Source organism: Streptomyces sp. NPDC085460 (genome assembly GCF_044541975.1).
Taxonomy (GTDB): domain Bacteria; phylum Actinomycetota; class Actinomycetes; order Streptomycetales; family Streptomycetaceae; genus Streptomyces.
This window is the reverse complement of record NZ_JBITTO010000002.1, coordinates 159425-178883: the sequence shown is the minus strand read 5'-3', so window position 1 is coordinate 178883 and position 19459 is coordinate 159425. Positions and strand designations below refer to the sequence as shown.

Genomic DNA, 19459 nt, shown 5'->3' with positions numbered 1-19459 from the left:
GTCCGCCGCCCCTCTAGTCCCTCGCCGCCGTTTTCACGGACGCGAGTCTAGGCCCTGCTAAAAGCAGCGTAAGCAGGTGCGGGTGGGGTGCGCGTGGGGTGCGGGTGGGGCGCGGGTGGGGTTATCCCCCGTGGCCGACACCCACCTCCCCCATGGCCCGCGGGGGGCGGGGGACGGCAGGCTGGGGGCATGACCGCTGATCACCCGAGCACTCCTTCCCCCGCCGTCGCGGCCGGGCACGCGCCCGTGCGGCGGCGGACCGCGTACGGGAAGGAGACCTGGAAGGAGATCTCCTTCCTCCTCCTGAACCTGCCCACCGCCCTCGTGGGCTTCGTCTACGCCGTCACCTCGGTGGTCGTCGGCGTCGCGCTGTCGGTGACCGTGATCGGCCTGCCGCTGCTGGCGGCGGGCCAGGCGGGGGCGCGCGGGATCGGCCGGTCCGAGCGGGCCCGGGCGCGGGCGATGCTGGACGTGGACGTGGCCGAGCCGTCGCGGCTGCCGCGGGTCGCGGGCGCGCTGCCCTGGCTGTGGGCGCGGCTGAAGGACCCGGTGGCGTGGCGGACCCAGCTGTACGGGCTGATCCGGCTGCCGTGGGGGATCTTCACCTTCACCGTCACCCTGGTGGCGCTCGTGGCGCTGTGGCCGGTGCTGCCGTTCATCGCGCGGGGCCTGGCGGCGGCGGACCGGGGCATGGTGCGGGGGCTGCTCTCGCCCTCGGACGAGCTGGAGCGGCGGATCGCCGAGCTGGAGTCGGACCGGGGCGTCGTGGTGGACACGGCGGCGGCGGACCTGCGGCGGATCGAGCGGGACCTGCACGACGGGGCGCAGGCGCGGCTCGTGGCGCTGGCGATGGGGCTCGGCCTGGCGAAGGAGAAGCTGCACGAGGACCCGGACGCGGCGGCGGCGATGGTCGCGGAGGCGCACGGCGAGGTGAAGCTGGCGCTCCAGGAGCTGCGGGACCTCGCGCGCGGGATCCACCCGGCGGTCCTGACCGACCGGGGGCTCGGGGCGGCGCTGTCCTCGCTCGCGGGGCGCTGCACGGTGCCGGCGACGGTGCACGTGGATCTGGCGGAGCGGCCGGCCGAGGCGATCGAGGGGATCGCGTACTTCACCGTCTCGGAGCTGCTCCAGAACGTCTCCAAGCACGCCCGCGCCCGCGGGGCCTCGGTGGAGGTGTGGCGTACGGAGCACCGGCTGCTGCTCCAGGTGCGGGACGACGGGGTGGGCGGCGCGCGGCTCGACGGCTCCGGCACGGGTCTGGCCGGTCTGGCGGAGCGCCTGGACGCGGTGGACGGCCTGCTGGTCGTGGACTCGCCGGAGGGCGGCCCGACGACGATCACGGCGGAGCTGCCGTGGCGGGACCGACAGGTCTGACGCTTCCGGGCCAGACCCGGATCCGGGCCGGACGACCTCCCGGATCCGGGTCGCCGGCGTTCCCGGGCCTCCGGATCCGGGCCGTCTGGCGTTTCCCGGGCTCCCGGATCCGGGCCGCCCGCGTTTCCGGGGCTCCCGGATCCGGGCCGTTTCCAGGCCCCTGCTTCCGGGCCGTCTGGCGTTTCCCGGCCTTCCTGATCCGAGCCGCCTCCTGGCGTTCCCGGCCCCCCCGGATCCGGGCCTGACGCTTTCGGGTGTCCCGGTGGGCGCCCGTGTCTCCCGGTGGTGGGGATATCCCCCCTCGGGAGACGCCGACCCGCCTCATGGTGCCGAGGGGGTCCCGGACGGAACGCTGGAGCCGTACCCCGAAAGAGCACCCGAAGCGCAGGCGAACAGCACCCGCCCCTCCCGCACAGACAAGGACCTCCCCATGGCCGCGAGCCTCGTACCCTCCGCCCTCCGGGCCCCGTTCCAGGGGAGGACCTGGCGGGCCTTCCTGTTCACGCTGGTGGGGCTGCCGCTGAGCGTGCTGGCGTTCTCGCTGGCCGTGGCGCTGACCTCGGCCGGGGTCGGGCTGCTGATCACCTTCCTCGGGGTGCCGGTGCTGGCCGCGTCGCTGGCGATGAGCCGGGGGTTCGGCGCGGTGGAGCGGGCGCGGGTGCGCGGGCTGCTCGGGGTGGACGTGCCGGCGCCGGCTCCGGTGCGGGGGCGGACCGGCGGGGCGTTCTCCTGGATGGCGGCGATGCTGCGGAGCGGGGCTTCCTGGCGGCACCTGCTGTACGCGCTCGTGCACTTCCCGTGGGCGGTGTTCTCGTTCTCCGTGTCGGTGGCCTTCTTCGCGTGGGGCTGGGGCCTGTTCACGTACCCGCTGTGGCGCTGGGTCTTCCCGGCGTACCTGAGCCAGGACGGGATCCAGCTGTACGGGGACGAGACCCGCGCCCTGTACCTCGACTCGCCCTTCGAGATCGGCGTGACCTGCGGCATCGGGCTGCTCCTGGTGCTGGCGTGGCCGCCGCTGGTGCGCGGTCTCACCACGGTGGACCGGGTCCTGGTGGCGGGGCTGCTGGGGCGCGGGCGGCTGGCGGAGCGCGTGACGGAGCTGGAGTCGGACCGGGGCGCGGCCGTGGACACGGCGGCGGCCGACCTGCGGCGGATCGAGCGGGAGCTGCACGACGGGCCGCAGGCGCGGCTCGCGTCGCTGGCGATGGACCTGGGGCTGGCGAAGGAGACGCTGGTCAGGGACCCGGAGGCGGCGGCGGTGCTGGTGGACGAGGCGCACGGCGAGGTGAAGCTGGCGCTGAAGGAGCTGCGGGACCTGGCGCGGGGCATCCACCCGGCGGTCCTGACCGACCGGGGGCTCGACGCGGCGCTGTCGTCGGTGGCGGCGCGCTGCTCGGTGCCGGTGTCGGTGTCGGTGGAGCTGCCGGGCCGGCCGGTGGCGGCGATTGAGGGCCTGGCGTACTTCACGGTCGTGGAGCTGCTGCGGAACGTGACGCTGCACGCGCGGGCGCGGCGGGCGTCGGTGGACGTGTGGCGGTCGGAGGAGCGGCTGATGCTCCAGGTCCGGGACGACGGCGTCGGCGGCGCGGACCCGGCGCGCGGGCAGGGCCTCGCGGGGCTCGCGGAGCGGCTGCGGTCGGTGGACGGCGTGCTCGCGGTGGACTCCCCGGCGGGCGGCCCGACGACGGTCACCGCCGAGCTCCCCTGGCGCGCCTGAGCCCTCCCGCACCCGCGCGGGCCGCGCCCCGGTGTCCTTCCGGCGTCCCCCCGCCCCCGGCGTACCCCCGCGTCACCGTGTCCCCGTGTCCCCGTGTCCCCGTGTCCCCGTGTCCCCGCGCCCCGGCGCCCCCGCGCCCCCGCGCCCCCGCGCCCCGGCAATGTTCCCGGCAATGTCGGGGCGGGAGTATCGGGCGGCGCCCGCCGGGCGGGCATTCCTGCGATGCTGATCACGCGACGCCGATCGGGTCGCGTGGAGTCGAGCAGGGTTCTTGGGGGCGTCGGGCGTGGGTGTGGGTGAGGTGGCCGACCGGGTGCGGGTGGTGATCGCCGAGGACTCGGTGCTGTTGCGCGAGGGGCTGACCCGGCTGCTCACGGACCGGGGGCACGAGGTCGTCGCGGGGGTCGGGGACGGCGACGCGCTGGTCAAGACGGTGGCGGAGCTCGCGGACGCGGGCGCGCTGCCGGACGTGGTCGTGGCGGACGTCCGGATGCCGCCGACCCACACGGACGAGGGCGTACGGGCGGCGGTGCGGCTGCGCGCGGAGTATCCGGAACTCGGGGTGCTGGTGCTGTCGCAGTACGTGGAGGAGCAGTACGCCACCGAACTGCTGGCCGGTTCCACGCGGGGCGTGGGCTATCTGCTGAAGGACCGCGTCGCGGAGGTGCGCGAGTTCACCGAGGCGGTGGTGCGGGTGGCCGGCGGCGGTACGGCGCTGGACCCGGAGGTCGTCCAGCAGCTGCTGGGGCGGAGCCGGCAGCAGGACGTGCTGGCGCATCTGACCCCGCGCGAGCGGGAGGTCCTCGGTCTGATGGCCGAGGGCCGGACGAACTCGGCGATCGCGAAGCAGCTGGTGGTGAGCGACGGCGCCGTGGAGAAGCACATCGGGAACATCTTCCTGAAGCTGGGGCTTTCGCCGAGCGACGGCGATCACCGCAGGGTGCTGGCGGTGCTGACGTACCTCAGGTCCTGAGCCGGACCGGGCCCCCGAACCTTGATCTTCTGACACTCTGTCAGGTACGGCCGTCCGGGGCCCTCGGGGCCCTAGGACGGAAGAACGAGTCGGAATACGGCGTTCCGGAACATTCCGGGTAGGCGCAGAACAGGACAATGTACGACATAGGGGCGTCTCAGACAGAGGCCCGTCATGTGAGAAGTCCCGGGAAGGCCCACCTCACAGTCGTAGGGTGGGCCAAGAGTCCCGCTTGCCGCTAGGGAGGTCCAGTTCGTGACCAGCCAGGTCAGTAGCGAGGCCGGTGAGGCCCTGCTCGGGGAGCAGCGCAGCGCCCCGGCGGAGGCCCGTCAGGGTGCCGAGAAAGAGGTCCGTCGGCTCGATCGGGTGATCATCCGGTTCGCGGGTGACTCCGGTGACGGCATGCAGCTCACGGGTGACCGTTTCACCTCGGAGACGGCGTCCTTCGGGAACGACCTGTCGACGCTGCCGAACTTCCCGGCCGAGATCCGGGCCCCCGCGGGGACCCTGCCGGGCGTCTCCTCGTTCCAGCTGCACTTCGCCGACCACGACATCCTGACCCCGGGCGACGCGCCGAACGTGCTGGTCGCGATGAACCCGGCCGCCCTGAAGGCGAACATCGCCGATGTGCCGCGCGGTGGCGAGATCATCGTGAACACCGACGAATTCGCCAAGCGGGCCATGGCCAAGGTCGGCTACGCGACCTCGCCCCTGGAGGACGGGTCACTGGACGGCTACCGGGTGCATCCGGTGCCGCTGACGACGCTGACGATCGAGGCGCTGAAGGAGTTCGGGCTTTCCCGGAAGGAGGCCGAGCGGTCGAAGAACATGTTCGCGCTCGGGCTGCTGTCCTGGATGTACCACCGGCCGACCGAGGGCACGGAGGCGTTCCTGCGGTCGAAGTTCGCGAAGAAGCCGCAGATCGCCGAGGCGAACGTGGCCGCCTTCCGGGCCGGCTGGAACTTCGGCGAGACCACCGAGGACTTCGCCGTCTCCTACGAGGTCGCCCCCGCCACCCGCGCCTTCCCCACCGGCACGTACCGCAACATCTCCGGGAACCTGGCCCTGTCCTACGGCCTCGTCGCCGCCTCGAAGCAGGCCGAGCTGCCGCTCTACCTGGGCTCGTACCCGATCACCCCGGCCTCGGACATCCTGCACGAGCTCAGCAAGCACAAGAACTTCGGCGTGCGGACCTTCCAGGCCGAGGACGAGATCGCCGGCATCGGCGCCGCGCTCGGCGCCGCCTTCGGCGGCTCCCTCGCCGTGACGACCACCTCGGGCCCCGGCGTGGCGCTGAAGTCCGAGACGATCGGCCTCGCGGTCTCCCTGGAGCTGCCGCTGCTGATCGTCGACATCCAGCGCGGCGGCCCCTCCACCGGCCTGCCGACCAAGACCGAGCAGGCCGACCTCCTCCAGGCGATGTACGGGCGCAACGGCGAGGCCCCCGTCCCGATCGTCGCCCCGAAGACCCCGGCCGACTGCTTCGACGCGGCCCTGGAAGCGGCCAGGATCGCCCTGACGTACCGCACCCCGGTCTTCCTGCTCTCCGACGGCTACCTCGCCAACGGCTCCGAGCCCTGGCGGATCCCCGAGGTCGAGGGCCTGCCCGACCTGCGCACCGCCTTCGCCACCGGCCCGAACCACACCCAGGCCGACGGCACCGAGGTCTTCTGGCCGTACAAGCGCGACCCCGAGACCCTGGCCCGCCCCTGGGCCGTCCCCGGCACGCCCGGACTCGAACACCGGATCGGCGGCATCGAGAAGCAGGACGGCACCGGCAACATCTCGTACGACCCCGCCAACCACGACCTCATGGTCCGCACCCGGCAGGCCAAGGTCGACGGCATCGACGTCCCGGACATCGAGACCGACGACCCGGACGGCGCCCGGACCCTGGTCCTCGGCTGGGGCTCCACCTACGGCCCCATCACGGCCGCCGTCCGCCGGATCCGCCGCGAGGGCGGCCACATCGCCCAGGCCCACCTGCGCCACCTCAACCCCTTCCCGAAGAACCTCGGCGAGGTCCTGAAGCGGTACGACAAGGTCGTGATCCCCGAGATGAACCTCGGCCAGCTCGCCACCCTGATCCGCGCGAAGTACCTCGTCGACGCCCGCAGCCACAACCAGGTCAACGGGATGCCGTTCAAGGCCGAGCAGCTCGCCGCCGCCCTCAAGGAGGCCATCGATGCCTGAGAACCTGCTGCGTCTGGTGCCCAAGGCCGAGGCCGCCCAGTCCATGAAGGACTTCAAGTCCGACCAGGAGGTCCGCTGGTGCCCGGGGTGCGGCGACTACGCCGTGCTCGCCGCCGTCCAGGGCTTCATGCCCGAGCTGGGCCTGGCGAAGGAGAACATCGTCTTCGTCTCCGGCATCGGCTGCTCCTCCCGCTTCCCGTACTACATGAACACCTACGGGATGCACTCCATCCACGGCCGGGCCCCGGCCATCGCCACCGGCCTGGCGACCTCCCGCCGCGACCTGTCCGTCTGGGTCGTCACCGGCGACGGCGACGCGCTCTCCATCGGCGGCAACCACCTCATCCACGCCCTGCGCCGCAACGTGAACCTGAAGATCCTGCTCTTCAACAACCGGATCTACGGCCTCACCAAGGGCCAGTACTCCCCCACCTCCGAGGTCGGCAAGATCACCAAGTCGACCCCGATGGGCTCCCTCGACGCCCCCTTCAACCCGGTGTCGCTGGCCCTCGGCGCGGAGGCCACCTTCGTCGCCCGCACGGTCGACTCCGACCGCAAGCACCTCACCGAGGTACTCCGCCAGGCCGCCGACCACGACGGCACCGCGCTGGTGGAGATCTACCAGAACTGCAACATCTTCAACGACGGCGCCTTCGAGGTCCTCAAGGACAAGGACCAGGCGAAGGAGGCCGTCATCCGCCTGGAGCACGGGCAGCCGATCCGCTTCGGCGCCGAGCTCGACAAGGGCGTGGTCCGCGACCCGGCCACCGGCGACCTGGAGGTCGTCACCGTCACGCCGGAGAACGAGTCCCGGATCCTCGTCCACGACGCCCACGCCGCCTCACCGACGACGGCGTTCGCGCTCTCCCGGCTGGCCGACCCCGACACCCTCCACCAGACGCCCATCGGCGTCTTCCGCTCGGTCGAACGCCCGGTCTACGACACCCTCATGGCCGAGCAGCTCGACCGCGCGGCCGAGCGCCAGGGCGAGGGCGACCTGGCCCGGCTCCTCGCGGGCAACGACACCTGGACGGTGGTCGGCTGACGGCCGGTCATCCGACCGGAGGCGCCCTGGCCCGTGCGGTCAGGGCGCCTTCGTCCGCTCGCGCTTCTTCCGTTCGGCGACCTCGTCGTCGGCGACCTTCTCGTAGTGGCCGAGGTACCGGACCTTCCCGCCCGCCTCGACGCGGTGGATGTACACCTGGTGCAGGAAGCGGAAGCTGTTCGAGGTGTCGAAGCCGTACTTCTTCGTCACCCCCTCGTACGTGAGCTCCCGCAGCCGGCGGGTCAGCGCGCCCCGGTCCACGGCGAGCCCGTTCGCCGCCACGCCCCGCATGGTCTCGGCGACGGCGAGGGTGACGTCGTACGCCTCGGCCGCGTACCGGTCGACGGGGTCGGTCGCGGCCAGGCCCCAGCGCTCGCGGTAGGCGGCGGTGAACTCCTTCGCGGCGGGGACGGCGGCCGGGTCGACGTAGGTGGTCCCGATGTACCAGCCCTCGGCGGCGGGGCCCGCGCCGGTGAGGAACGCCGGGTCGAGGACGCTCTCGATGGCGCCGCGGAAGCCGCTGAAACCCGCCGCCGCCAGGGCGCGGGCGCAGCGGGCGGCCCGCTCGGGCGACAGTCCGGCGTAGAGGACGCCCTCGGCTCCGGACGCCTTCGCGGTCCGCGCGGCGGGGCCGAAGTCGTCGGTCTCCGCGTCGACCTGGTGGCGGCTGACGTCGGCGCCGGCGGTGGCGAGGTTGTTCTCCAGGGAGTTGCCCATCGCCCAGGCGACCTGGCCGGCGGCGCCGTCCTCGATCACGGCCGCCCTGGCCGTCTTGCGGGCGATGGCGACGGTCGAGAAGCCCATCGTGAGCAGTTCGATCTGGGTGCGCATCTCGAAGTAGGCGGGCTCGCCGACGAGATCGGGCATGACGGTGTAGTCGACGCCGGTCGCCACGCTCGCGTAGACGAGGGAGTTGGCCTGGTAGGTCTTGGCGGCGGCCGCGACGACCTGCGGCGAGGTCGGGCCGAGGACGGCGAGGACGGCGGGGTCCTTGCCGATGGCGGTGGCGGTCCGTGCGGCGCGGGCGGGGTCGCCGGCGTCGTCGTGGACCTTCACGGCGAGGTGGAAGGCGCGGTCGGGGCGGGCGTTGTGCCGCTCGGCGGCGAGCCGGACGCCCCGCTCCTGGGCGCGGCCGTCGGCCTTGCGGGGGCCGCTGAGGTCGGTCTGGACGCCGATCGTGTACGTGGGGAGCCGGCCGGCCGTGGCACTGGCGGTGCCGATGGTGCCGCCGCCGGTGGATCCGCCGGTGCCGCCTCCCGCGCCGCCGCCCCCGAGCAGCCCGCCGAGCCGGGCGGCGAGGACGCCGGCGGTGACGACGAGGGCCGCCGTGCCGCCGGCGATCAGGGCCCGCCGGGACGGGCCGCGGGCGGGCGGCGCGGGCGTCAGGGCGGTGGGTTCGGGGACGGGCAGGTCGAGGACGCGGGCGGAGCGCTCGGCGATGAGGGCGGGCAGGCCGGACGGCAGCAGTTCCCCGACCGGCCCTCCGGTGCCGCCGAGCGCGTCCCGTACGGCCTCGGCGGTGGGCCGGGCGGCCGGGTCCTTGGCGAGGCAGGCCGCGACCAGGGGCTTCAAGGCGGCCGGTACGGCGCCGAGTTCGGGTTCCTCGTGGACCGTGCGGTAGACGACGGCGGCCACCGTGCCGGTGCCGAAGGGGCGTGCGCCGGTGAGGAGGTAGGCGAGGACGCAGCCGAGGGCGAACACGTCGGCGGGCGGCCCGACTTCACCGGCACCGGCGGCGCGGGCCTGTTCGGGGGCGAGGTAGCCGGGGGTGCCGATCATGGCGTCGGTGGCGGTGAGCGCGGTGGCCCCGGCGACGCGGGCGATGCCGAAGTCGATGAGCCGGGGCCCGTCGAGGGCGAGGAGGACGTTGGCGGGCTTGACGTCCCGGTGGACGAGCCCGGCCGCGTGGAGGGCGGCGAGGGCGTCGGCGAGCCGTGCGCCGAGGGCCCGTACGGCCGGTTCGGGCAGGGGCCCGGAGAGGGCGACGGCCTCGGCGAGGGAGGGCCCGGGGACGTACTCGGTGGCGAGCCAGGGCTCGCGGGCCTCCGGGTCGGCGCCGAGGACCCGCACCACCCAGCGTCCCGCGATCCGCTCGGCGGTGCGGGCCTCGCGGCGGAAGCGCTCGCGGAAGGCGGGGTCGGCGGCGTGCTCGGCGCGGATCAGCTTGACGGCGGCGAGCGCGCCGCCGGGGCTGCGGGCGAGGTAGACGACGCCCATGCCGCCGGCGCCGAGCCGGCCGAGGAGACGGTGGCCGGCGATGGCGGACGGGTCGGACCGGTGGAGCGGGCGCAAGGGTCACGTCCCCTGGGGGGCGGACGCGGGCTTCGGGGTGCCCTTGGGCGTGGGCGGGGCGGAGGGGGCCCAGTCCATGGGCTCGTAGCGGCCGTTCCTGACGGTGTACAGGAAGGTGCCGACGCCGGTCAGGTTGCCGTCCTCGACGAAGCCGTACTCGCCCATGATGCCCTTGTGGGTCGCCTTCCTCAGGAGCCCCGGCAGGGTGGTGCGGTCGGGGCGCCGGCCGCCCTTGAACGCCTTCACCACCTCGCCGGCGAGCAGCGTGACGGCGTCGTACGCCTCGCCCGCGTAGGGGGCGGGGTCGGTGCCGAAGCGCGCGCGGTGGGCGGCGACGAAGGCCGCGGCCTGCTTCCGGATGCCGGGCGGGACGACGGGCGCGCCGACGACCCAGCCCTCGGCGGCGGCGCCCGCGCCCCGGAGGAACTCGTCGCCGTAGACGTGCTGTCCGGTGATCCGCATGCCGGTGAACCCGAGTGCGTCGAGGGTCTTGGCGGCGCGGACGGCGCTGGGGGCGAGGCCGGCGTGGAGGTACGCGTCGATGCCCGCGTCCACCATCTCGCCGAGGACCCGTTCCAGCCGTTTGGCGCCGGCGGGGACGACCCGGGGGTGCGGGAGGACGCCGCTGCCCTTGAAGCCGATGGAGGCGCCGACGACGTACTGCCAAGAGTAGTTCTCGTCGGTGCGGTCCTGGAGGAGTCCGGGCCGGGTGACGGGCCGGGGGCTCTTCGCCAGGACGTGGTACGCGAGGTAGAGCGCCGCGTAGTTGTGGCGGCTGCAGAGTCGAATGACGCTCAGGCCCTGGCCGAGTCCGGGGTTGGTGAGGAGGTTGTAGCCGGCGGAGACCGTGAGGACGGGGAGGCGGGCCTCGTCGTAGGCGGGGAGGGCGGCGTAACCGGTGTAGTCGTGGCTGGGGCCGATGATGCCGAGGACGTCGGGGTCGGAGGTGAGGACGCGGGCGGCGGCGGCTCCGCGGTGCTGGTCCCCGCGGTCGTCGGAGACCTTCACGTCGAGCGTGAAGGGCTTGTCCGCACGGGAGTTGAAGGCTTCGACGGCGAGCCGGACGCCCCGCTCCTGCGCCTGGCCGACGGCCTTGCCGGGGCCGCTGAGGTCGGCCTGGACGCCGATGGTCCACTTGCGGGCCTTCGGCGGGGGCGCGGGCCGCTTGCCCTCGGTCCCGCCGTTCCCGCCGTCGTCGCGGAGGGCGAGCCAGGTGCCGCCGCCGGCGGCGAGGAGGCCCGCCCCTCCGGCGAGGAGGAGGAAGCCGCGGCGGCCGGGGCCCGCGGGCGGGGCGGCGGCGGGGGTGCTCGTCGGGTCGATGTCGGGGAGCGCGAGCATCCGGGCGGAGCGCTCGGCGATGGTGCGGACGACGGGTGCGGGCAGCCAGTCGGCGGCGGCGCCGGGGGTGTCCTCGGCGAGCCGGCCGGCGAGCTGTTCGGCGGTGGGCCGGGCGGCCGGGTCCTTGGCGAGGCAGCCGCGCAGCAGGGGCAGCAGTCCGTCCGGTACGCCGGCGAGGTCGGGCTCGTCGTGCACGGTCCGGTACATGAGGGCGTCGACGGCGCCGGTGCCGAAGGGCGGGCGGCCGGTGGCCGCGTAGGCGAGGAGGCAGCCGAGGGCGAAGACGTCGGAGGCCGGTCCGACGTCCTCGGTGCGGGCCTCGGCCTGTTCGGGGGCGAGGAAGCCGGGGGTGCCGACGACCATGTCGGTGCCGGTGAGCGCGGTCTCCCCGGCGGGGTCGGCGGCGCGGGCGATGCCGAAGTCGATGAGCCGGGGCCCGTCGACGGCGAGGAGGACGTTGGCGGGCTTGACGTCGCGGTGGACGAGCCCGGCGGCGTGGACGGCGGCGAGCGCGCGGGCCACGGCGCCGCCGAGGATCCGCAGCCCGCGCTCGGGCAGCGGGCCGTGGGCGACGACGGCCTCGCCGAGGGACGGGCCGGGCACGAAGGCGGTGGCGAGCCACGGCTCGGGGGCGTCGGGGTCGGCGCCGAGGACCGGTACGGCCCAGGGCGACACGACCCGCCGGGCCGCCTCGACCTCGCGCCGGAACCGGCTCCGGAAGTCCGTCCGCTCGGCCCGGTCCGCGAGCGTCACCTTCACGGCGGCCAGCTCGCCCGCGTCCGTACGCCCCAGGTAGACGACGCCCATGCCACCCGCGCCGAGCCGCCCGAGGAGCCGGTACCCGGCGATGGCGGAGGGGTCGGCGGGCAGCAGCGGCGCGAGGTCGCCTGCGGCGGGGGCGGGGCGGGAGGGGACGGGGGTGGGAGTGGAGGTGGAGGTGGGGGTGGGGGTAGGGCCGGGGGTGGGAGTGGGGGCGGGCGTTTGGTCCTGGGCTTGGCCCGGGGCCGGGACCTGGCCCTGTGCCGGGGCCTGCCCCTGCGCCGGCGGCTGCTCCTGCGCGGTCCGGGCGTCGGACGGGGCTGTGGGGGCCGCCCCGGGCGGGGGTGTGGGGGCCGTGGGGACGCGGGGGTCGGGGAGGCGCCGTTCGTCGGCGGGCGGGCCGTCTCCGGGGCGCTCGCCGGCGGGCCGGGGGTCGTTCTCCGGGGACGGGGGGCGGGCGTCCGGGCTCACTTCTCGACCTCCAGCTCGGCCTGGGTGCGGTTGAGCATGGCGACGAGGGCCCGGACCATCGACGTACTGACCTCGTCCTCGGTGTGGCCGGCCGCGCCCTTGGCGGAGACCGCGAGCGTCACCGTCCCCACCCGCGACTGGGACCAGCCGTAGTAGTGCTCGCCCGCGACGCCCGCCCTGACGTACTTCCCGCGCTCGCTGACGGTGTCCGCGGCGGTGAAGTTGCCGTTGACGCCGAAGGGGTTGCCGAGGGAGAAGAGGCCGGTGACCTTCTCCCCGTCCCGCAGGACCTGGTCGGGGCAGCGCAGCGCCTCCTCCAGGGTCTGCGCCATCTCCCAGTCCGCCTCGTCGACCGAGGTGTGGACGGTGACGGTGGCGGCGACCTGGAGCAGGCCCTTGGCGCCCTTGGCGGGGAGCCGGCTGTAGCCGGTGACGCTGTACAGGACGGTGGACGGCCGGGCCCCCGTCTCCCACCGGCACGTGGCGGGCAGAACGGGCCAGTAGTCGTCGGCGCTCAGGTACGGGGTCCGCTCGGTGAAGCCGGGCCCCCAGGAGTCCGGCTCGGCGAGGACGTCCAGCGCGAGGCGCTTGGCGTCGGCCTCGTTCCTCGGGGCGCGGGCCGGGTCGAAGGTGAAGCTCAGGGCCGTGGGCGTGGCCAGGGGGTCGGGGGTCGCCGACGCGGAGGAGGACGGGGACCCGCTGACGGAAGCCGATCCCGAGGCCGAGGCCGAGGCTGATCCCGAGGCCGACGGCGACGCCGAGGGTTTCGGGCCGCCGCTTCCTCCCCCGCCCCCGGAACAGCCCGCCAGCAGGATCCCGCCCGTCAGGACGGCACAGCAGGAACGCGACAGCCGTGCGTACGACACCATTCCCCCACCCCCGCTCACACGATTCCCCCAGGGGGCACGATCGTATGCGCGGAAGGGACAACTCCGGTGCGCTACAGAGTCATTGATCGCGCGCCTGGTCGTAGCGGGCGCGGGCGGTCTCGACGGCGGGGACGCGGGACTCGGTCCAGAGGGCCAGGTCCCGGACGCGGTGGGCCGCCTCCTCGCCGAGCGGGGTGAGGGTGTAGTCGACCCGGGGCGGGATGACGGGCTTGGCGTCGCGGTGGACGAAGCCGTCGCGCTCCAGGGTCTGGAGGGTCTGGGTGAGCATCTTCTCGCTGACGCCGCCGATCCGCCGGCGCAGCTCGCTGAAGCGGTACGAGCGCTCCAGGAGGGCGATCAGGACGAGGACGCCCCAGCGGCTGGTGACGTGCTCCAGGACGAGGCGGGACGGACACATGGCCCCGTCGACGTCGGCGAGGAGGGGCCCGCCGAAGGGCTCGACCCTCGGGTCGGGACGCGGCTTGTCACTTACTTCCATGACAGTACCTTACTTCAAAGTGGGTACTTTCGATTGGTTAGCGCACCTCGTACGGTGAGTGTGTCACCCCGCCGCATCCACCGCGAAGGAATCCCCTCATGAGCATCGTCGTCACTGGAGCCACCGGACAGCTCGGCCGTCTCGTCGTCGACGCCCTCCTCGCCGACCCGGCCGTCCCCGCCGGTTCGGTCGCCGCCGTCGTACGGGACAAGGAGAAGGCCGCCGGCCTGGCGGACCGCGGCGTCGAGCTGCGGATCGCCGACTACAGCCGCCCCGAGACGCTGGCCGGCGCGTTCGAGGCGGGCGACCGGGTGCTGCTGATCTCCGGCAGCGAGGTCGGGCAGCGGGTCCCGCAGCACGCCGCCGTGATCGACGCGGCGAAGGCGGCGGGCGTGGCCCAGCTGGCGTACACCGGCGTCCTGGGCGGGCCGGACGCCGACTTCGACCTGGCGGCGGAGCACAAGGAGACCGAGGCGCTGATCCTCGCCTCGGGGCTGCCGTACACCTTCCTCCGCAACGGCTGGTACAGCGAGAACTACACCGCGAACCTCGCCCCCGTCCTCGCCCACGGCGCCGTCGTCGCCAACGCGGGCGAGGGCCGGGTCGCCTCCGCCTCCCGCGCCGACTACGCCGCCGCCGCGGCCGCGGTGCTGACCGGTCCGGCCGGGGAGCACCTGGGCAGGGCGTACGAGCTGAGCGGCGACGAGGCGTGGTCGCTGGCGGAGTACGCGGCGGAGGTCGGGGCCCGCAGCGGGCGGGAGATCGCGTACACGAACGTGCCGGCGGCGGCGCACCTGGAGATCCTGACCGGCGCCGGCGTGCCGGAGTTCTTCGCGGCGATCCTCGTCGACGTGGACGAGGCGATCGGGCGGGGCGCGCTGGCGGTCAGGACCGGCGACCTGGCGCGGCTGATCGGCCGCCCGACCACCCCGATCGGGACGACGATCGGCGAGGCGCTGGCTGCCTCGGCGTGACCCACCGGCACCACCGGCACCACCGGCGCCACCGGCGCCACCGACCCCATCCATCCCCATGCGCCCCCTGGGTCATGACCGTATAGCAGTACACACATGACAGGCTGCCCTGTGCGGCGCTACCTTCGTCGGAACAGCGCGGCGCAGGGCAGGAGAGACGTTCATGGGCGGACGAAACACGGTCGGGACCGGCACGGGCGCGGGTACCGGTACGGGTGCGGGTACCGGTGCTGGCGCCGGCGCCGGCGCGGACCCCGAGACCCGGTCCGGTCTGCTCTACGGCATCGGCGCCTACGCGATATGGGGCCTGGTCCCGCTCTACTGGCCGCTCCTGAAGCCGGCGAGCGCGGGCGAGATCCTGGCCCACCGGATGGTGTGGTCGTTCGTCTTCGTGGGCCTCGCCCTGCTGGTGCTGCGCCGCTGGGGCTGGGTGAAGGAGCTCGCGGCCAGCCCGCGCAAGCTCGGCCTGCTGACGATCGCCGCGACCGTCATCACCGTGAACTGGGGTCTGTACATCTGGTCGGTCAACAACGGCCAGGTCGTCGAGGCGTCCCTCGGCTACTTCATCAACCCTCTGGTGACCATCGCGCTCGGCGTCCTCGTCCTGAAGGAGCGGCTCCGCCCGGCCCAGTGGGCGGCGGTCGGCATCGGCTTCGCCGCCGTGCTGGTCCTGGCGATCGGCTACGGCCGCCCGCCGTGGGTCTCCCTGACGCTGGCCTTCTCGTTCGCCGTGTACGGCCTGGTGAAGAAGCAGGTCAACATCGGCGGCCTGGAGTCGCTGGCCGCCGAGACGGCCGTTCAGTTCCTGCCCGCGCTCGGCTACCTGCTCTTCCTCGGCTCGCAGTCCACGCTCGCCTTCGGCTCCGAGGGCGTCGGCCACATGGTGCTCCTCAGCACGACCGGCCTCGTCACGGCGATCCCGCTGGTCCTCTTCGGCGCGGCGGCGATCCGGGTGCCCCTCTCGACCCTGGGCCTGCTCCAGTACCTGGCGCCGGTCTTCCAGTTCCTCCTCGGCGTCGTGTACTTCCGCGAGGCGATGCCCCCCGAGCGCTGGGCCGGCTTCTCCCTGGTCTGGCTCGCCCTCACGATCCTCACCTGGGACGCCCTCCGCACCGCCCGCCGCAGCCGCGCGGCGATGGCCCGCGCGACGGAGGAGGCCGCCGCCCGGCTGGCGGACACGCCGGAGACGCCGGACGCCTCCCGCACGCCGGAGACGCCGGACGCCTCCCGCACGTCGGCGACCGACGTCCGCGCCTGAGGCTCCGCCGCGGGGCCGCGAATTCGGTGGCCCGAGCGGCCCTCCCCCGGCCACCCTGTACCCATGCCCACGCCCCTCCCCCCGGCCGGCCCCGAGCCGGCGCGCCGCGTCCGCGCGCTGCACACCGCCACCACGGTGACCGTCTACCAGGCGTATCCGCCGGAGATCGGGCTGCCCGCCGCGCGGGACGGCCGCTTCCCCGCGGCCTGGAAGCGGGACCGGATGACGTGGATCAAGCCGTCGTTCCTGTGGATGATGTACCGCTCCGGCTGGGGCACCAAGGAGGGGCAGGAGACCGTCCTCGCCGTGGAGATCACCCGCGAGGGCTTCGAGTGGGCGCTGCGGCACGCCTGCCTCTCCCACTACGAGCGCGGCTTCCACCCCGACCGGGCGGCCTGGCAGCGCGAGCTGCGCAGGGCGCCGGTGCGGGTCCAGTGGGACCCGGAGCGGGATCTGCGCCTCGCGCCGCTGCCGTACCGGTCGCTCCAGCTCGGACTCGCGGGCGAGGCGGCGGGGCGGTACGCGGACGAGTGGACGGTTTCCGTACGTGACGTGACCGGCCTCGCCCACGAGGCGCACGCCCTGGTACGCGCGGACGACCTGCCGGCCGCGGCGCGGCTCCTGCCACTGGAGACGCCGTACCCGGAACCGCCCGGCCTGCTGAACCGCGTCCGCCCCTGACCCCTCAGGGAAGGGCCGGCCAGGCCGGGGGCCGAGGCCCGTCACGACGGGACCCGGTGCCCGGGGCGCGGCAACCCGCCACAGGCAGGACCCGACAGCCCCCGGGCGCGGCGACCCGCCGCAGGCAGGGCCCGTCAAGCTCGGGCGCGGCCGCCAAAGGCAAAGCCCCGGCAGGCCCAGACGCGGCAACCCGTCAAAGGCGAGGCCCGCCACAGGCAAGGCCCGTTAACTCGGCGCGCGGAGGCCCCTCAAGAGGCGGTCCAGCGCGTGGGTCGTGGCCTCGGGGTCGCCGCCTCGGGCGATCCAGAGGGCGGCCTCGTTCATGGCGCCCGACAGGAGCCGGGCCAGCGGCTCAACGGGCTGGTCCGCGATGATGCCCGCCTCGGCGAGCGCCGTCAGGGCCTCCGTCAGGTGACGTGCGGAGGACTCCTCGTCCAGGGCCCGCCACTCGTCCCAGCCGAGCACGGTCGGCGCGTCGACGAGGAGGATCCGCCGGACCGCCGGATCGGTCCCGGCGTCGAGGAAGGCCCGGCAGCCGGCCCGCAGCTGCTCCCACAGGTCGTCGTGGCGCTCGGCGGCCGTCGCGACCCGCTCGCCCAGTTCCCGCTGGACCTCCGCGACGACGGCCCGGAAGAGTCCCGCCTTGCTGTCGAAGTGGTGGTACGCGGCGCCCTTGGTGACCCCGGCGGCCCGCGCCACCTCGGCGAGCACCACATGGTGGTAGCCGTCGGCGGCGAACCGGCGCCGCCCCTCGTCCAGCAGGGCCCGCCGCGTGGCCGCCCGCTGCTCCGCCCGGTTGACCGGCATCCCGAACACCGCCCTTCCCATTTCGCGTACCGGGGGTATGCTAGCCCTGTGTTTCACATACCCCGGGTATGTGAAATGCGAGGAAGCGATCATACGGAGGCCCGTCATGACCCATCCGCCCGCCACCGCGCTCCGCGGCTTCTACCCCGTGCTCGCCACCGGCGACGTCGCCGCCGCCCGCGACTTCTACACCCGGCACCTCGGCTTCGAGACGACCTTCGAGGCGGACTGGTACGTGAGCCTGCGCCGCCCCGACGCCCCCCAGTACGAGCTGGCGCTGCTCGACCACACCCACCCGACCGTCCCGGACGGCCACCGGACCGCGCTCCGGGGCGGCCTGCTGCTGAACTTCGAGGTGGACGACGTGGACGCCGAGCACCGGCGGCTCGTCACCGAGGCCGGTCTGACCGAGCTGCTGCCGCTGCGCACGGAGGAGTTCGGCCAGCGCCACTTCATCGTGGCCGGCCCGGACGGCGTCCTGATCGACGTCATCACCGTCGTCCCGCCGAGCGAGGAGTTCGCCGACCGGTACACCGACGGCGCCTGACCTCCCGGACGGACCCACCCGTTCCGGTGGCGGACCCGGCCCGCGTGCACAAGGCTCGGGAAGATGGAGCCACTTCCCCCGCCCCCGCCGCCCCCGCTGCACTGGAAACTCGTCGTCGACTGCGCCGACCCGCACGCCCAGGCCGCCTTCTGGGCCGCCGCCCTCCGGTACGAGGAGGAGGACCACAGCGACCTCGTGGGCAAGCTGCTCGCCGCCGGGGCCGTACCGGAGGGGATCACCGCCACCGTGCACGCGGGAGAGCCGGGGGAACGGCTCGGGTGGCACGACCTCGCCGGGGTCCGGCACCCGGACGATCCCGTCTCCGAGGAGAACGGCGCGGGACTCGGCCGGCGGATCCTCTTCCAGCGGGTCCCCGAGCCGAAGACGGTGAAGAACCGTCTGCACCTCGACGTGCACGCCCCGCCCGGCGGGCGGGACGCCGAGGTGGAGCGCCTGGAGGGGCTGGGCGCGTCCGTGCTGCGGCGGGTGGCCGAGCAGGGCGGCTCGTGGGTGGTGATGACCGACCCCAACACCTCTGACTACCAGTTCTGAGCTTACGCGCACGTCAGAGAACACAGAAGCCCCGCACGGCAGTTGAGCCGCACGGGGCGTTTTGCTGCCTGGCAGGGTCTACGCGCCCCGCTCCAGCTCTCCGGGCATCGGACCGGGGATCATAGGCACGGCGTGGCTCGGGCAGCCCCAGAGGACGACTCCGGGGCCACTCTGGCGTTCGACGTAGCCGACTTCCACGGGGGCGTACGTCCAGCGCTTGCAGCGGCAGCAGAGCGCCCCTCTCCTCGCGGACACGGACTCGGCGGCGAGGGCTTCGCGGGTCATGCGGTCACCCCCGTAGCGGCGAGGGTTTCGAAGTGGTCGCCCGCGTATCCGTACGCGTAGTCCACGCCGAGCGTGGCGAGGACGGCAGCAGTGCGCCGTTCGCGGATCACACCGAGGTCCATGGTGGTGTCCATCCGGCAGTACGGGCGGGTAAGCGCCACGTCTTCCCCACGGAGCGGGGTGTAGAGCGCTCGAACGTGCTCGGGGGTCGGGGTGGGCCACGGCTTAGCCCACGGGTCCGTCGGGGCAGGCTCGGGCAGCTCGGCGAGGAATTCGGCGGTGTGGCGTCCGGGCCGGCGAGGGGCCATGGCACGGACGACCGCGAGGACGAGCGCGGACCCGAGTCCGATGGCGGCGAGGGCGATAAGCTCACGCATGGTCGTTTCAGCTCCCTAAAGCTGTTTCGGCAAGCCCCGAGGGACCGGGCCTAATCGGTTCCTCGGGGCGTTTTTCGTTTCGACGGTAACCAACTCCTCTACCCTCGTCTACCCACGTATAGGAACGGCTCCCGCTGTGGCTGGTTGTCTACGCTGCCTTCTATGAGCCCGAGCATTGATTACGAAGCCCCGACACCGCCGTACCAGCAGATCGCGGCGGACCTCATCCGGGACATCGAGTCGGGCACGCTCGCGGTGGATCGCCCGATCCCCTCGGAGTCCGCATTGATCCAGCGATGGGGCGTGGCCCGGGACACCGCCCGCCGTGCCGTGCGGCACCTGCGTGAACTCGGCTACGTCTACACCGTGCCGCAGCGGGGCACCTACGTACGCGACCGCAGCGCGGACGCGCAGTAGGCCCCTCCGTGCACCCCTCGCGGCGAGTGCA

General features: G+C 74.0%; 18 protein-coding genes. 11 read left to right on the top strand and 7 right to left on the bottom strand.

Translation table 11 applies throughout. The features are described 5' to 3' along the window. Positions 1-189 precede the first annotated feature (189 nt). The 5 genes from ACIGHB_RS04920 to ACIGHB_RS04900 all read left to right on the top strand — a co-directional run bounded on the left by ACIGHB_RS04920 (position 190) and on the right by ACIGHB_RS04900 (position 7302). Complete coding sequence (locus ACIGHB_RS04920) at positions 190-1374, top strand: sensor histidine kinase (RefSeq protein ID WP_399909604.1); 1185 nt, start codon at positions 190-192, stop codon at positions 1372-1374. 430 nt (positions 1375-1804) lie between these two features. Next, the gene (locus ACIGHB_RS04915) at positions 1805-3091 is read left to right on the top strand and encodes a sensor histidine kinase (RefSeq protein WP_399909602.1); all 1287 of its coding nucleotides are present in this window, start codon (positions 1805-1807) and stop codon (positions 3089-3091) included. A gap of 313 nt (positions 3092-3404) precedes the next feature. Beyond that, positions 3405-4064, top strand: a complete 660-nt coding sequence (locus ACIGHB_RS04910) for a response regulator transcription factor (RefSeq protein WP_360309132.1) — start codon at positions 3405-3407, stop codon at positions 4062-4064. 255 nt (positions 4065-4319) lie between these two features. Continuing rightward, complete coding sequence (locus ACIGHB_RS04905; RefSeq protein ID WP_399909600.1) at positions 4320-6257, top strand: 2-oxoacid:acceptor oxidoreductase subunit alpha; 1938 nt, start codon at positions 4320-4322, stop codon at positions 6255-6257. Further along, complete coding sequence (locus ACIGHB_RS04900) at positions 6250-7302, top strand: 2-oxoacid:ferredoxin oxidoreductase subunit beta (RefSeq protein ID WP_360309112.1); 1053 nt, start codon at positions 6250-6252, stop codon at positions 7300-7302. The genes ACIGHB_RS04905 and ACIGHB_RS04900 overlap by 8 nt, the downstream gene beginning before the upstream one ends. Positions 7303-7341: 39 nt before the next feature. On the opposite strand, the gene ACIGHB_RS04895 is transcribed toward ACIGHB_RS04900, so the two are convergent. The 4 genes from ACIGHB_RS04895 to ACIGHB_RS04880 form a co-directional block, all read right to left on the bottom strand. Then, entirely contained in the window at positions 7342-9594 is a 2253-nt protein-coding gene (locus ACIGHB_RS04895) for a bifunctional serine/threonine-protein kinase/ABC transporter substrate-binding protein (protein WP_399909597.1), read from the bottom strand. A gap of 3 nt (positions 9595-9597) precedes the next feature. Continuing rightward, entirely contained in the window at positions 9598-11805 is a 2208-nt protein-coding gene (locus ACIGHB_RS04890) for a bifunctional serine/threonine-protein kinase/ABC transporter substrate-binding protein (RefSeq protein WP_399910439.1), read from the bottom strand. Positions 11806-12158: 353 nt separating this feature from the next. Further along, positions 12159-13031, bottom strand: coding sequence for a hypothetical protein (locus ACIGHB_RS04885; RefSeq protein WP_399909595.1), 873 nt, complete (start codon positions 13029-13031; stop codon positions 12159-12161). Positions 13032-13110: 79 nt separating this feature from the next. Continuing rightward, positions 13111-13449: a helix-turn-helix domain-containing protein gene (locus tag ACIGHB_RS04880; protein WP_360310518.1), complete on the bottom strand. Its 339-nt coding sequence runs from the start codon at positions 13447-13449 to the stop codon at positions 13111-13113. Between the two features lie 179 nt (positions 13450-13628). Here ACIGHB_RS04880 and ACIGHB_RS04875 point away from each other — a divergent pair, with 179 nt between their 5' ends. The 3 genes from ACIGHB_RS04875 to ACIGHB_RS04865 all read left to right on the top strand — a co-directional run bounded on the left by ACIGHB_RS04875 (position 13629) and on the right by ACIGHB_RS04865 (position 16443). Beyond that, the gene (locus ACIGHB_RS04875; RefSeq protein WP_399909593.1) at positions 13629-14504 is read left to right on the top strand and encodes an NAD(P)H-binding protein; all 876 of its coding nucleotides are present in this window, start codon (positions 13629-13631) and stop codon (positions 14502-14504) included. Positions 14505-14667: 163 nt separating this feature from the next. Further along, positions 14668-15762 (top strand): EamA family transporter RarD, encoded by a 1095-nt coding sequence (gene rarD / locus ACIGHB_RS04870; RefSeq protein ID WP_399909591.1) that lies wholly within the window; start codon positions 14668-14670, stop codon positions 15760-15762. Positions 15763-15825: 63 nt separating this feature from the next. After that, positions 15826-16443: a DUF4291 domain-containing protein gene (locus ACIGHB_RS04865; RefSeq protein WP_399909590.1), complete on the top strand. Its 618-nt coding sequence runs from the start codon at positions 15826-15828 to the stop codon at positions 16441-16443. A gap of 225 nt (positions 16444-16668) precedes the next feature. On the opposite strand, the gene ACIGHB_RS04860 is transcribed toward ACIGHB_RS04865, so the two are convergent. Continuing rightward, on the bottom strand, positions 16669-17250 hold the full coding sequence (locus tag ACIGHB_RS04860) for a TetR/AcrR family transcriptional regulator (protein WP_399909588.1): 582 nt from the start codon (positions 17248-17250) through the stop codon (positions 16669-16671). Between the two features lie 106 nt (positions 17251-17356). On the opposite strand from ACIGHB_RS04860, the gene ACIGHB_RS04855 reads away from it, so the two are divergent. Together ACIGHB_RS04855 and ACIGHB_RS04850 are read left to right on the top strand one after the other, a co-directional pair. Further along, a complete protein-coding gene (locus ACIGHB_RS04855; RefSeq protein WP_399909586.1) occupies positions 17357-17797 on the top strand; it encodes a VOC family protein in 441 nt (146 codons plus the stop codon). A gap of 63 nt (positions 17798-17860) precedes the next feature. Beyond that, the gene (locus ACIGHB_RS04850) at positions 17861-18349 is read left to right on the top strand and encodes a VOC family protein (RefSeq protein WP_399909584.1); all 489 of its coding nucleotides are present in this window, start codon (positions 17861-17863) and stop codon (positions 18347-18349) included. Between the two features lie 78 nt (positions 18350-18427). Here the strand turns inward: ACIGHB_RS04850 and ACIGHB_RS04845 are convergent, their stop codons facing one another. Both ACIGHB_RS04845 and ACIGHB_RS04840 read right to left on the bottom strand, forming a co-directional pair. Beyond that, entirely contained in the window at positions 18428-18634 is a 207-nt protein-coding gene (locus tag ACIGHB_RS04845; protein ID WP_399909582.1) for a hypothetical protein, read from the bottom strand. Continuing rightward, positions 18631-19011: a hypothetical protein gene (locus ACIGHB_RS04840; RefSeq protein WP_399909580.1), complete on the bottom strand. Its 381-nt coding sequence runs from the start codon at positions 19009-19011 to the stop codon at positions 18631-18633. The genes ACIGHB_RS04845 and ACIGHB_RS04840 overlap by 4 nt, the downstream gene beginning before the upstream one ends. Before the next feature lie 162 nt (positions 19012-19173). Between ACIGHB_RS04840 and ACIGHB_RS04835 the strand changes: the two genes are divergently transcribed. Beyond that, a complete protein-coding gene (locus tag ACIGHB_RS04835) occupies positions 19174-19428 on the top strand; it encodes a GntR family transcriptional regulator (protein WP_399909578.1) in 255 nt (84 codons plus the stop codon). The last annotated feature ends 31 nt before the right edge of the window (positions 19429-19459 follow it).